The organism is Streptomyces sp. NPDC127190, from assembly GCF_042672505.1.
In the GTDB taxonomy this organism is placed as follows: Bacteria; Actinomycetota; Actinomycetes; order Streptomycetales; family Streptomycetaceae; genus Streptomyces.
Map to the genome: position 1 here is coordinate 166,325 of NZ_JBHXVE010000017.1, position 12,337 is coordinate 178,661.

Sequence of the window (12,337 nt, forward strand, 5' to 3'; positions counted from 1 at the left end):
CGGCGGCGGCCGGGTGCCGCCGGTTGCAGGGCTCCGGGCGGCGGGCGGATATTGGGGGGAACGGACGTATGGCCTCCGCTAGGGCTTTCTTTCGGATCAGGTCGGCTGCGGTGGCGGTGCCGTTCGGCGTCGGCAAGATCCGAAAGAGAGGCCTTAGCGCCCGAGGGAGGCGGACATGGCCACACATGCAGCTCACCCGGAGCCGCGACAGCAGCGGATCCGGTTCGACGAGCACCTTCCCGTCGACCACCGGCTGAACACCGTCTACCGGATCGGTGCGGGCCTGATCGGCGTGTTTCTGCTGGTCTTCGGCATCCTCGGGGTGCTCGACCACATCGGCTTCTTCAACACCGGCGGTGACACGGTCGCCGGGCTGAACACCAACGGCGCGCTGAGCTGGCTGTCGATCGTCGTCGGGGCGATCCTGCTGGCCGGCATGGTGGTCGGCGGAAACGTGGCGTCCACGCTGAACATGGTGTTCGGCGTGCTGTTCCTGCTGAACGGCTTCCTCAATCTCGGCCTGCTGGACACGACCCACAACTTCCTGGCGTTCAAGATCCAGAACGTGTTCTTCAGCTTCGTCGTGGGCCTGCTGCTGATGACCTTCGGCATGTACGGCCGGGTCGGCTCGGCCCTGCCGCACGACAACCCGTACTGGCGGGCCCGCCACCCCGATGCGGAGGAGCGGGCACGCCGGCTGACGCGGCAGGGCGAGCTGGACGGACCGGACCGGGGTCCGGGCCCGGGTCAGGTGCGGTAGGCGTAGAAGTACGCGTTCGGGTACGACGCGACGAGGCTCGCCACCGACCGGTTGTAGGTGTTGGTGGAGTGGTACGTCACGTACGGCACGCCCCAGCGGTCGCGGTAGGTGACGATCATCGAGTGGTCCTTGGACCCGTCCCGGTTGAAGTCCATCTGGATCACGTCGCCGAGGTCCGCCTGGTAGACGTTGGCGAGCGGCGTGACCCGCTTGGAGGACAGGGCGAACCAGGAGAACTCGTTGACGCCGACGAAGGAGTCCGACTGGATGTCGGCGTTGCCGAACCACTTGTGGAAGTCGTTCGTGTAGCCGGGCACGTGCTTCCAGCCGCCCGCCTTCAGGGACTGGCTGACGAAGTTGGTGCAGTCACCGCCGTCGGCCTCGCCGTTGAAGTCCGGGTAGTCCGGGTTGTAGTTGCGCCAGTACTTGGTCGCGTACGCCACCATCGCCTGGTAGTCGTAGGCGCCGCCGGTGAGGGTCTTGCGGTTGGCGGGCGCGGGCCAGCTGGTGGCCGCGCGGGGCGCGTCCGGCGGGCCGTCGTCCGCGGGGGTGGTCCGCGACTTGGCGACGGAGGGCGTGGCGACCTGGTTCACGGCCAGGTAGCCGTCGTCGGTGTCGCGGATCCCGGTCAGCTGCCAGTCGCCGCTCGCGTCGGCCTTGAAGCTCAGCTCGTGGTGGGCCTGGAATCCCGTGGTCTTCGGGCCCTTGGCCGCCGGCTTCTCGTAGGTCAGCGTGGTGGTCTCGGTGACGGCGACCTTGGCGCGCCGTCCGTGGACCTCGGTCGCGTCCAGGGTGACCCGGGTGCTGCCCGCGCTGTACTTCTCGCCGAGCTTGGCGAGCCGGGACTTGCGGGCGCGCAGCTGGCCCACGGCGGCCGTCTGCTGGTCCTGCTGCCCGCCGGACATCCGCACCGAGCCGGTGAACCCGGCGGTGTGCTTGGTCCCGGCGTTGCCGGCGCCGTCCACCAGGGCCTGGGTGCGGTCGGTGAACACCGCGTCGGCCAGCTTCTGGAAGGTCGCCTTCGTGGCCGCGTCCACCGTCGGGTCATTGGTGACGGCGGCGCCCGCGCTCCAGTTGGGGACGAGGGCCACCGCGGCGACCACGGCGGCGGCCGAGGCCGTGACTATGGCCGTACGGCTGCGCTTACGGCTCAGTTTTCTTGATCTCAATGATGTTCCCCTCTACGCCGGTACACCTACCGGGCGAGGGGCATCTTCGCATGCATCGAGCGTCGGTTGTGAAGGGGGTTGCACAAGTGGAATCTCCTGTGCCCCAGGGCTATTTGACGACCGATGACCAGTCCGGTGACTGTGCGGGATCAAGGCTGCGCAGAGCGGTGAGCGTTTCCGGCTTCTGCACGTCCAGCCAGTCGGCGAGTTCCTTGAACGACACGCACTTGACGCCCTTTTTGGTGCAGATCTTCGGAATGATCTGGTCGATGGCCTTCATGTAGATGCCGCCGTTCCAGTCCTCGAAGTGGTTGCCGATGAACAGCGGCGCGCGGCTGCCGTAGTAGGCCCGGTTGAAGCCGTCCATGTAGGAGGAGACGGTCTGCTGTTCCCACTCGGGGTACTTGGCCGGATCACCGTGGGTCTCGCCGTTGGACTGGTTGTAGAGGAAGTTGAAGTCCATGGACAGGCCCTGGAACTTGCCGTTCTCGTACGGCAGCATCTGGAGCGGGAAGTCCCAGACGCCGTTCTTCTTGGTCGGCCATATCTGGAAATCGCCCGGGGAGCTGGCGTCATAGCGCCAGCCGTAGCTCTTGATCGCTTTCAGCAGATTGGGCTGGCCCTCCAGACAGGGCGCGCGGCCGCCGGTGACCTCCTGCTTGAAGTCGAAAGGCAGGGCGGGAACGTCCGTGAAGCCGGTGTTGGTCTTCCATTTCTCCACGAACGAGTAGAACTGGTCGATCTCGCTCTTCCACTGGTCCACGCTCCAGTCGCCGCCGCCCTTGGCGCCGCAGAAGTGGCCGTTGAAGTGGGTGCCGATCTCGTTGCCCTGGTCGTAGGCGAGGCGCAGCTGTTCCAGGGTGCTGCGGATGTGGTCGTCGGTGGCGTAGTCGATCGCGGCGTCGCCGGGCGCGTGCATCGGGCCCTGGTACAGGGACTTCTTGCTCTTGGGCAGCAGGTAGATGCCGGTGAGGAAGAAGGTCATGTGGGCGTCGTACTGCCTGGCCATCTCCCGGTAGTGCGAGAAGAGGTGGTCGCTGCCCTCCAGCGCGCCGTCCCAGGAGAAGACCACGAACTGCGGCGGCTTCTCCCCGGGCTTGAGCGGCACCGGCTTCAGCTCGCCCTTCTGCGGGCCGGTGTAGGAGGTGGAGCCGTCCCCGAGGACCTTGGTCCTGCCGTCCCAGGAGGGGGTCGGCGAGACCTTCGGAGCGGCCTTGCCGCCATGGGCGCCGCCGGAGGCCGCGGTCGGCGCGGTGTCGTCCGGGCGGGACAGGGCGAGATAGCCGGCGACGAGCGAGGCCACGACGAGGAAGGCGGCCAGCGTCAGCACCTGCGGGCGGGTGGCGGCGGGGACACGGCGCCGGCGGCCGGCGGCCCGGCGGCGGCCGGTCGGTGACTTCTTGCGGGACATGCGCGGCTCATTCTCCGAGAGGGGCGAGTGGGGTACGGGTCTTGCTGTCAGCCAAGACCCATCGCGGCCGACCAGAGGTTGTACGGAACGCTGTCGGATGTTCCGGCCAGCCCCTCCAGCGGGAGGGGCTCCAGGGACTTGGCCAGATCCATCCGGTAGACCACGACCGCCGTCGACACCGAGCCGGCGGTGCCGGCGTACCAGGAAGCGGTGGGCTTGCCGGAGCCGTCGGTCTTCCCGACGGCGATCCCGGTGTCGGCGCTGCCCGCCTTCCCGGCCACCCCGTCCTGGGCGGCCGCCGTGGCCGGGTGGGTCAGGCGGAAGGACTCGGTGAGGGCCTCGGTGACGTCGTGGGCCACCTGCGCGCTCACCGCCGGGCGGGGGCGCGGGGTGTTGAGGGCGACGGGTGCGCCGTTGCGGGTGATGCGGCTCACCGAGTAGGGCTCGGTGTGGCTGCCGCCGGCGGCGAAGGTGGCGTACCCGCTCGCCATCCGGATGGCGCTGGGCGTGGAGGTGCCCAGGGACAGGGCGGGCACCTGGCTGCCGATGCTGGAGGACAGCAGTCCGGACGACACCGCGGTCTGCCGCACCTGGTCCAGGCCGGTGTCCATGCCGAGCTGCATGAAGGGCGTGTTGACGGACTTGGCGAGGGCCTCGCCGAGAGCGATCTTGCCGTAGGACCTGCGGCCGTCGTTGTGCGCCGCGACCTTCTTGCCGCTGCGGTCCCAGTAGGGCCCCTCCGGCGTGGTGACCGGGATGCCGTCGTCGCCGTCGTAGACGCTCTCGGGGGTGACCGGGGTGGCGGCTCCGTCGCGTGTCTTGTGCACGCCGTGTTCGAGTCCCGCCGCGTAGACGAACGGCAGGAACGCGGTGCCGGCCGGGACGGTGGCCGCGTTGGACTCGTTGTAGCCCTGGGTACGGTGGTCCGGGCCGCCGTAGACCGCGAGGATCCGGCCGTCGGTGGCGACCGAGGCGGCGCCGTAGTGCCCGTCCTTCGCCGCGCCCGGATGATCCCTCCTGGCCTGCTTGCGGGCCTGGGTGACGGCGTCGGTGAGGGCCTGCTCCCGCTTACGGTCGAAGGTCGTGTAGATCTGGTAGCCGCCGAGGTCGAACTGCTTGTCGGTGAGGTGCCCGGCCTTCTTGGCGTACTGCGCCGCCAGCTCCACCAGATAGTCGCTCTGCGCGCCGGTGTTGTAGAGCGGGTTGCTCTTCAGCGGCTCGGGGAAGGTGGTGTACCGGGCACGCTCCTGCGGCGACAGCCGGTGGATCTTGACCATCCGGTCCAGGATCCACTTCCAGCGCTCCTCGGCCCGGTGGTGGTTGGCCTTGCCGAGCGTCGGGTCGTACAAGCCCGCGCCCTTGAGCAGGCCGGCCAGCATGGCCGCCTCGGAGGCGTTGAGCTTGCTGACGTCCTTGCCGTAGTAGGCCTGGGCGGCGCGCTGGATGCCGTAGCTGCCGCGGCCGAACCAGCTGGTGTTGAGATAGCCCTCCAGGATCTGGTCCTTGCTCATCTTGTTGTCGAGCTTGAGGGCGATCATCGCTTCGGTGAACTTGCGGCTGACCGTCTGGTTCTGGGTCAGATAGACGTTCTTGACGTACTGCTGGGTGATGGTGGAACCACCCTCGGTGTCCCCCTGGCCCACCGTGCGGTACAGCGCCCGGGTGAGACCTTTGACGGATATGCCCGGGTCCGAGTAGAAACTCTCGTTCTCCGCGGCCAGCACCGCCCAGCGGACGTCCTCGGGTATGTCCTTCAGCGGCATCGCCTGCCGCTGCACCCAGCCCGTCCGGGCCATCGGGGTCCCGTCGGACCAGAAGTACACATTGTCCTGTTGTGTGGCGTACGAGTTGAGGTTGCTGGGTATGTCGGTGAGGGCGTACGCGGTCACCAGGAAGGCGCTGAGCAGCCCGAAGGAGGTCAGGACGCCGCCCACCCACTGCCGCCAGGACGGCATCCAGCGGCGCCAGCCGGTCCGGCCGGGACGCGGATAGCGGGGCCTGAGGCGGCGTATGTACGGCGCGAGGCGGCGCGCGTAGGGTGCCAGCGGCCCGAGCAGGCGGCCGACGGCGGCCGTGACGCGCTCCCGCGCGGCCGGGCGCGCACTGCGCCGCCGCTCGGCCCGGCCGCCGACGGGCGGCTGGGCGGGCCCGCCCGGAGGCGGTGGCACACGCAGCTGCATGGTCTCGTCCGCTCTGAGAGCGTCCACTCTCAGATGCAGGGTCTCGTCGGCGGCGACCGGCTTGTCCGCACGGCCGCCGTCCCCCCGGGGGCGACCCTCCCCCTGCGACGCATCGGTCACGCCTGCGTCTCCCTCCGCACTCGCTGTTGCTCGCGCGGGGCTGAGCGTCCTCGCAACGGCGTTCACAAGTTATCAGCGATGTTTTCGAAACCCCCGCACAACTGTCGGGTGGCAAGGAACACTCACCAAAGATTGAGACACCGTTGTCGGCGGCTCCGTACAGCTACTCTGGCCCCATGCCTCGCTATGAGTACCGCTGCCGGAGCTGCGGCGACACCTTCGAACTGAGCCGGCCCATGGCCGAGTCGGCCGCCCCCGCGAGCTGCCCCGCGGGCCACGACGACACGGTGAAGCTGCTGTCCACCGTGGCCGTGGGCGGAAAGGCCTCCGCCGCCCCCGCTCCCGCCCCGGGGACCGGCGGCGGGGGCGGCTGCTGCGGCGGCGGCTGCTGCGGCTAGGGGCTCCGCCCCGCTCAGCCCTCCTCCGCCCGGCTCAGCCCCCTCCGCCCGGCGGTCCGGCTCAGCCCGGCTGTCTGGAGGCCCGCAGGAACTCCCGCAGGATCCGCTCGCCCGCCAGTACGCCCCGCTCCGGCAGGGCGGCGATCCGGGGGGCCGTCCACATCGTGTCCGCCAGCTCGCCGTGGCCGGGGCGCCAGCCCCGGTCCGCGGCCAGCAGCAGATCAGCGTCCAGCAGGGAGTCCCCGGCCGCCAGCGTCAGCTCCGCGCCGGTCCTGCGGGCCACCTCCCGGACCGCCGCGCTCTTGGTGAGCGGCCGCGGTACGGCGTAGATCTTGCGGCCCTGGAGCGAGACGGTCCAGCCCCGGTCCTCGGCCCACACCGCCAGCTCCTTCACCCACTCCTCGGGCAGCAGCTCGCGCTCGACGACGAGGTAGGTGAACAGGTCCTCGGCGACGCGGTGCTTGCGCACCCAGACCGGGTCGGCGGAGCGCACCAGATGCTCGTGGACCTCGCTCAGCGGCGCGCACTGCTCGGCGAGCCGGGCCAGCACGGCCGTGTGCCAGCCGGCGTCGGTGACCCCGTCGACCAGCAGATGGCCGCCGTTCGCGCAGATCGCGTACTTCGGCGGCGGGCCGGGCAGGTTGATGCGCTGGTACTGCTTGCGGGTCCGGGTCGTCGTGGGCACGAAGACGGCCGCGTCCCCGAGATCGGTCAGCAGCTGCCCGGCCGTCTCGGTCATGTACGACAGAGGCCTGCTCTCGTGCACCTCCACGCACAGCAGCCGGGGCGCCCGCGCGTCCGGCATGGTCAGCGCGAGGGCCGCCGAAGAGTAGATCAGCGTGCGGTCGAGGTCGCTCGCCACCAGCACCGGCATCAGACGTTCACCGCCTTGCCGTCGGCGCCCGTGACGCCCCGGGTGTACTTCGGGTGGATCAGCCCGACACAGGTGTACGGCAGCCCGCCGACCTCCTCGACGGGGACGCCCCGCTGCTCGGCGAGCAGGCGCACATGGTCCAGGTCGGCGCCGGCGCCCTCGCGGGCCAGGATCTTCCAGGGCACCCGGCGCAGCAGCACCCGGGTGGTCTCGCCGACGCCCGGCTTGACCAGGTTCACGTCGTGGATGCCGTACTCCTCGCTGATCCGCTCCACCGCCCGCCAGCCCTCCCAGGTCGGGGTGCGGTCCTCGGCGAGCAGCTCCTTCACCGCCGTGTCCACGCCGTCGGCGACCTCCGGGAAGCGGGCCGCGACGGAGTCGAGGAAGACCCCGGAGACATCGGCCGCGGCCAGCTCGCGGTAGAACTTCGCGCCGTGGAAGTCGTCCGGGCCGACCAGGTCGGCCCGCAGGACGGTACGCGAGATCAGGCCGGAGACGGTGGAGTTGAGGCAGGCCGACGGGATGAGGAAGTCCTCGCGGGTGCCGTAGGTGCGCACGCAGGAGCCCGGGTCGGCGAGCACCGCGATCTCCGGGTCGAACCCGGTGATGCCCTCGGCCGCCTCGAACTCCGCTATGGCCTGGGCGAGTTCCCGGGTGATGGCGCCCTTGCCGGTCCAGCCGTCGACGAAGACGACGTCCCGGGGGTCGTGCCGGTCGGCGAGCCAGCGCAGCGCGTTGGCGTCGATCCCGCGGCCGCGCACGATCGACACCGCGTAGTGCGGCAGCTCGAGCCCGTGCCGGAACTGCGCCCAGCGCCGCATCAGCACGCCGACCGGGGTCCCGGCGCGGGCCAGCGAGACCAGCACCGGGCGGGGGGTGGGGGTCCCCCCGCTCGAGCGAAGCCGAGAGTGGGGGAGTTCGGCGATGACAGTGTCGGTCACCACGCCGACCGCCTGGGCGATCCGGGCCGCCGAGGCGTCCAGGGCGGTGTGGAACAGCTCCTGGTACTGCGCGCTGGGCTGGTACTCCACCGGCAGCGACTCGGCGTAGTGCGCGCCGCCGCTCTGGATGGCCTCCTCCCGCTCCTCGGTCGGGGCCTCCAGGGTGACGTCGGAGAGGTCCTGGAGCAGCCAGCCGACCTCCTCCGGTGCGTACGAGGAGAAAGCGGGGCCGCGGAGGGGCTCGGGCAGCATGGCCGGCCTTTCGGGAGCGTGCGGTGCGTACGACGGGACGACCGCGAGCAGGACGTGCGGAACATGGGCGGCGAGGCGGGCCAGCAGGCCGTCGGGCGCGTGCAGGGCCGGGGTGTCGGCGACGGAGTCGACCACGGCCACGACGGCGTCGAAGCCGGCCCCGGCGACGTTGTAGGCGTAGCGCTCGCCGGGCCCGTCGGCCGGGTCGTCATGGGCGGGGAAGGCCAGCCGGGTACGGATCGCGTACCCAGGGTCGTCCACCGCGAGGACGGGCGAGCGGGTGGTGGTGGAGAACCGCACCTCGGCAGCGGTGCCCCGCTCCAGCTCCCGGGCGAGGCGCAGCGGGGCGTACATCAGCTCCTCGAAGCCGAGCACGAGCACCCGGCGGGCGCCGGCGGGCAGGGCCTCGGCGACGCGCGCGGCCATGGCGGGCAGCGCGGCGTCGAGACGGGCCCGGTGGGCGGGCGTGAAGCCGTGCCGCCCGCCGTCGGGGAGACCCTGCGGCCAGTGCAGATCGACCCGGCTGACCTGGGGCGCCCCTGCTGCCGCCGGGTGGGCGCGCTCCGCCGCCTCGTGGTCGGCCACCAGCCGCCGCCCCTTCTCCAGCACGTCCGACGGCAGCCGTACGACCCCGGACGCGGCGGCGACCAGATCCACCCGCGCCCCGATCTCCGCGGCGAACCGCTCCAGCCGCCCGGCGTCCTCGGCCGACCGCATGTCGACGAGCGCGACCACCACGTACCGCTGCCGCGGATAGCGCTCATGCAGGTCACGGATGGTGTTCAGCACGGTGTTGCCGGTGGAGAACTCGTCGTCGACCAGCACCAGCGGGCCCTGTCCCGCCAGCAGACCGGGGTCCTCCGGCAGCAGCAGGTGGGACGTGGCGTGCGAGTGCGCCTCCTCGAAGCCGCCCGCGCGGGCGACCCCGGCCACCGGCCGCCGGGTGGAGTGCAGATACGGCGCCGTGCCGAGCCCGTCGGCGACCGCGTGGCCCAGGCCGGTCGCGGTCTCCGCGTAGCCCAGGACCACCGCCGCGGCCGCCTCGGCCGGGGAGAGCAGCTCGGCGACCTTGCGGCCGAGCCGGACGCCATGGCCGTACACCACCGTCGGCGACTGCGGGACGTGCTTGCCGAGGACGTGGGACACCAGCAGATGGGCCCGCTTGGGATTGCGGCGCAGGGCGAGGCCCAGCAGGGCGCGCAGCCCGTCGTCCCCCTCGAGTTCGACGCCGAGCCGCTCCGCGACCCAGCTGCCGGACCAGATGCCGTCGTTCACTGCCTGATTCATGCATTCCTTGGACATGTCGAAGGCTCAGCCGGGTATGCCCGCGGCGAGCAGCTCCACGAAACCGACGTCCTCGTTGGCGACGCCGAACACCTCGGCGCGCAGCAGGGTCCGCTCGGCCCAGGCGCGGTGCGGCTTCACCTCGTTCATCTTGTTGGTGTAGGCCGAGCGAAGTACACCCCCGCCGCCGCGTTCCGGCCGCAGGATGTCCTGGGCGTCGCTGAACTCCTCGTGGCTGACCACGGACAGCGCGTGCACGGGGAGCACATGGGAGGGGTGGATGCAGGTCTTGCCGAGCAGGCCGTTGGCCTGGTCGAGGGAGATCTCGCGCAGCAGCCCGTCCATGGCGTGCTCGATCAGCCTCTCGCGCAGCTCGACGGCCTGCACCTCCAGGAAGGGGCTCTGCCGCAGCTGCGGCTTGAACATGCGCTCGGAGGCGCGGAAGTACTCCCAGACCGGTCCGGTGACGGTGAAGCCGGTGCCGTCGGCGCGGCCCAGCATGTTCACCACGTCGGCGATCACCGAGGCGACGATCTGGACGTCGTAGGCGGTCATGTCGGGGGCGCGGCGCAGGCCGTAGGAGGAGCAGAAGTCGGTCACGCCGAGGCGGAGGGCGAGGACCCGGTCGCGGAACTTGTCGACGGCGCGGAAGATCCCCTCCAGGGTCTCCACCCGGCTCTCGCGGTAGAGCAGCTCGGGGGATTCCAGCACCGGCATGGCGAACAGCCGGCGGCCGCTTCCGGCCTCGGCGGCGGCCAGGGCCTCCAGGAAGGGCAGCCCGCGCTCCTCGGTGAACTTCGGCAGCACGAACCCGGACAGCAGCCGCACGGACGCGCCGAGGCGGCGGACCAGGGCGGGTATCTGCTCGGGGGTGCGGACCCGGATGAACAGCAGCGGCGGCTCCACGCCCGCCCGGGCGTCCAGCTCGGCGAACTGCCGGACCAGGTTGTCCTCGCCCGCCGGCACGTCCGCGTCGTCGATCGAGTCCTCCAGGCAGAGCACCATCGACACCACGCCGTTCCCGGCCTGCTTGAGGATGTCGTCGGCGAGCCGGGGCCGGGTGGCCGGGCTGTACAGCGTGGCGCCCAGGGCGACGGCGAGCAGCCGGGCCGGGGAGTCGGCGGTGAACGCGCACGGCTCCTGGTGGAAGAGGCGCTCCCGCACCTGTGGGGCGATGTGCCCGAAATGACGCATTGGACTCCCCAGGGCTGCGAGCCGAGTCTCTGAGTTCGGTAAAGGGTGGCCGGTAATAGTACGTACGGGGTCGTGTCGGGGGTTCCCGCCGGGCATGAACTTCCGGTAACTCCCCCATGTCCGCCGCAACACCCCCGCATTGTCGTGACCAGGACCGAGAGGGCAGGATGACCGCATGACGCACGCGATGCTGAAGGGGTCGAACGTCCCGCTCGAGGCCACCACGGTGCGCGCGGTGCTGCGCTGGACCCCCGGAACGGGGGTCCCGGACGTGGACGCCTCCGCGCTGCTGCTGGGCCCCGACGGCCGTGTGCGCTCCGACGAGGACTTCGTCTTCTACAACCAGCCCCGGCACCCCTCCGGGAAGGTGTGGCGGCTGGGCAAGAAACGGGTCACCGACGGGCTGACCGACACGATCCAGGCGGATCTCTCCGGGGTCGAGCCGAGCGTTGGCCGGATCGTGCTGGTCGCCTCCGCGGACGGCGACCGGTTCGACCGGGTGCCCGGCCTGAGCATCCGGCTGTACGACGCCTCGGTGGCCGACGCCGAGCCGCTGGCCGTGTTCGAGATCAAGCCGGAGACCGGCGCGGAGACGGCGCTGATCTGCGGCGAGCTGTACCGGCGCGGGGAGGGCTGGAAGTTCCGCGCGCTGGGCGAGGGCTACTCCAACGGGCTGAAGGGGCTCGCCACGGACTTCGGCATCTCGGTGGACGAGTCGGAGGCGGAGCCGGAGCCGGCCGCCTCCCAGCCGCTGCCTCCGGAGCAGCCGACCTCGGCGGTGCCGCAGCAGCCGCCCGCGTACGGCTACCCGCAGCCGATGAGCCCGCCGCCCGGCCCCCCGGCGTACGCCGGAGCCTTCCGGCTGCCGCCGCAGGGGCCGCAATTCATCGGACGGTGACCTACACCTTGCTCTTGTAGCCCCGCCCCCACTGGAGTCCCCAGCCGTACAGCCGGTCCAGCTCGCCCTGGAAGCCGTACACGAACTTCACCTCGCGCCGGACGATCAGCTCGTCCTTCACGTTCTCGATCATCACCACCGCGCAGGAACGGGCCTGGGGGTGGCGTTCGTCGAGGCTTATCTCGATGCGGGGGCCGTTGCTGGGGTACAGGGTGACGATGGCGTGGGTACGGTCGAACGCCGGCGTCTGGTCGTAGATGTAGACGAAGACCAGCAGCCGCTTGATGGCGTCCCGGTGGTCGAGATTGACGTACATCGTCTCACCGGACGCCGAGCCGAACCGGTCGTCGCCGCTGAGCTTGATGTACGGCGGTGCGTTGACGTCGCCGAGGTAGTTGCCCAGCGGCTGGACGACCCCCTTGGTGCCGTCCGTCAGCTCGTACAGACAGCCCAGGTCGAGGTCGACGTCGACCATGCTCTGGCCGTGACCCTGTACCTCCGGCGGCCGCAGGGCCCGGAAGGGGTGCCGCAGCAGGCTGGTGCCGCCCTGGGTGTCGAAGTCGGAGGTGCGCATCCGCCAGGTGAGGTTGACGCGCAGGTTGCCGGTGGCCGCGCCCTGCTTGTTCAGGGACACCGCCGGGTGCCGTTTGCTCAGCTCGATCGCGTTGGTCGCCGCGCTGCCGGAGTCGAAGTCGGCGGCGCGCCCGCCCAGCAGTCCGTCGAAGAAACCCATTCCCGCCCCCAGGTATGCAGCTGTGCACAGACGCCGTCGGGGGGGGGGGCCCCCCCCGCCCCCCCCCCCCCCGCGGGGGCGCCCCCCCCGCGGGGGGCGACCCCCCCCGCGGGGGCGGCCCGG

The 12,337-nt window shown here is 71.1% G+C and carries 10 protein-coding genes; 3 read left to right on the plus strand and 7 right to left on the minus strand.

Annotated features, from left to right (window positions below; translation table 11 throughout):
- Positions 1-175 precede the first annotated feature (175 nt).
- Complete coding sequence (locus tag ACFVIU_RS25350) at positions 176-760, plus strand: DUF4383 domain-containing protein (protein ID WP_385845245.1); 585 nt, start codon at positions 176-178, stop codon at positions 758-760.
- Here the strand turns inward: ACFVIU_RS25350 and ACFVIU_RS25355 are convergent.
- The 3 genes from ACFVIU_RS25355 to ACFVIU_RS25365 all read right to left on the minus strand — a co-directional run bounded on the left by ACFVIU_RS25355 (position 748) and on the right by ACFVIU_RS25365 (position 5,520).
- Complete coding sequence (locus ACFVIU_RS25355) at positions 748-1,863, minus strand: amidase domain-containing protein (RefSeq protein WP_385845292.1); 1,116 nt, start codon at positions 1,861-1,863, stop codon at positions 748-750. The two genes, ACFVIU_RS25350 and ACFVIU_RS25355, sit on opposite strands and share 13 nt — an antisense overlap.
- Positions 1,864-2,038: 175 nt before the next feature.
- Positions 2,039-3,340: a hypothetical protein gene (locus ACFVIU_RS25360; RefSeq protein ID WP_385845246.1), complete on the minus strand. Its 1,302-nt coding sequence runs from the start codon at positions 3,338-3,340 to the stop codon at positions 2,039-2,041.
- A 47-nt stretch (positions 3,341-3,387) separates the two neighbouring features.
- Positions 3,388-5,520: a transglycosylase domain-containing protein gene (locus ACFVIU_RS25365; protein ID WP_385845294.1), complete on the minus strand. Its 2,133-nt coding sequence runs from the start codon at positions 5,518-5,520 to the stop codon at positions 3,388-3,390.
- A 296-nt stretch (positions 5,521-5,816) separates the two neighbouring features.
- Here ACFVIU_RS25365 and ACFVIU_RS25370 point away from each other — a divergent pair, with 296 nt between their 5' ends.
- Positions 5,817-6,038: a zinc ribbon domain-containing protein gene (locus ACFVIU_RS25370; protein ID WP_385845248.1), complete on the plus strand. Its 222-nt coding sequence runs from the start codon at positions 5,817-5,819 to the stop codon at positions 6,036-6,038.
- 61 nt (positions 6,039-6,099) lie between these two features.
- Here the strand turns inward: ACFVIU_RS25370 and ACFVIU_RS25375 are convergent, their stop codons facing one another.
- From ACFVIU_RS25375 to ACFVIU_RS25385, 3 genes are read right to left on the minus strand one after another with little or no spacing between them, the layout of a single operon-like run.
- Positions 6,100-6,912, minus strand: coding sequence for an HAD family hydrolase (locus tag ACFVIU_RS25375; protein ID WP_385845250.1), 813 nt, complete (start codon positions 6,910-6,912; stop codon positions 6,100-6,102).
- The gene (locus ACFVIU_RS25380; RefSeq protein WP_385845251.1) at positions 6,912-9,392 is read right to left on the minus strand and encodes a phosphoribosyltransferase; all 2,481 of its coding nucleotides are present in this window, start codon (positions 9,390-9,392) and stop codon (positions 6,912-6,914) included. Before ACFVIU_RS25380 ends, ACFVIU_RS25375 begins: the two co-directional genes overlap by 1 nt.
- Before the next feature lie 24 nt (positions 9,393-9,416).
- Positions 9,417-10,583 (minus strand): HpcH/HpaI aldolase/citrate lyase family protein, encoded by a 1,167-nt coding sequence (locus ACFVIU_RS25385; RefSeq protein ID WP_385845252.1) that lies wholly within the window; start codon positions 10,581-10,583, stop codon positions 9,417-9,419.
- Between the two features lie 175 nt (positions 10,584-10,758).
- Between ACFVIU_RS25385 and ACFVIU_RS25390 the strand changes: the two genes are divergently transcribed.
- Positions 10,759-11,481 (plus strand): TerD family protein, encoded by a 723-nt coding sequence (locus tag ACFVIU_RS25390; RefSeq protein ID WP_385845253.1) that lies wholly within the window; start codon positions 10,759-10,761, stop codon positions 11,479-11,481.
- A gap of 1 nt (position 11,482) precedes the next feature.
- Here the strand turns inward: ACFVIU_RS25390 and ACFVIU_RS25395 are convergent, their stop codons facing one another.
- Complete coding sequence (locus ACFVIU_RS25395; RefSeq protein ID WP_385845254.1) at positions 11,483-12,214, minus strand: Tellurium resistance; 732 nt, start codon at positions 12,212-12,214, stop codon at positions 11,483-11,485.
- Between the last annotated feature and the right edge of the window lie 123 nt (positions 12,215-12,337).

Bases quoted from the DNA above. Each gene is read 5' to 3' on its own strand.
- ACFVIU_RS25350 (WP_385845245.1), top strand. From the start codon at position 176: ATGGCCACACATGCAGCTCACCCGGAGCCGCGACAGCAGCGGATCCGG.
- ACFVIU_RS25360 (WP_385845246.1), bottom strand. From the start codon at position 3,340: ATGTCCCGCAAGAAGTCACCGACCGGCCGCCGCCGGGCCGCCGGCCGC.
- ACFVIU_RS25365 (WP_385845294.1), bottom strand. From the start codon at position 5,520: ATGCAGCTGCGTGTGCCACCGCCTCCGGGCGGGCCCGCCCAGCCGCCC.
- ACFVIU_RS25370 (WP_385845248.1), top strand. From the start codon at position 5,817: ATGCCTCGCTATGAGTACCGCTGCCGGAGCTGCGGCGACACCTTCGAA.
- ACFVIU_RS25375 (WP_385845250.1), bottom strand. From the start codon at position 6,912: ATGCCGGTGCTGGTGGCGAGCGACCTCGACCGCACGCTGATCTACTCT.
- ACFVIU_RS25380 (WP_385845251.1), bottom strand. From the start codon at position 9,392: ATGAATCAGGCAGTGAACGACGGCATCTGGTCCGGCAGCTGGGTCGCG.
- ACFVIU_RS25385 (WP_385845252.1), bottom strand. From the start codon at position 10,583: ATGCGTCATTTCGGGCACATCGCCCCACAGGTGCGGGAGCGCCTCTTC.
- ACFVIU_RS25390 (WP_385845253.1), top strand. From the start codon at position 10,759: ATGACGCACGCGATGCTGAAGGGGTCGAACGTCCCGCTCGAGGCCACC.
- ACFVIU_RS25395 (WP_385845254.1), bottom strand. From the start codon at position 12,214: ATGGGTTTCTTCGACGGACTGCTGGGCGGGCGCGCCGCCGACTTCGAC.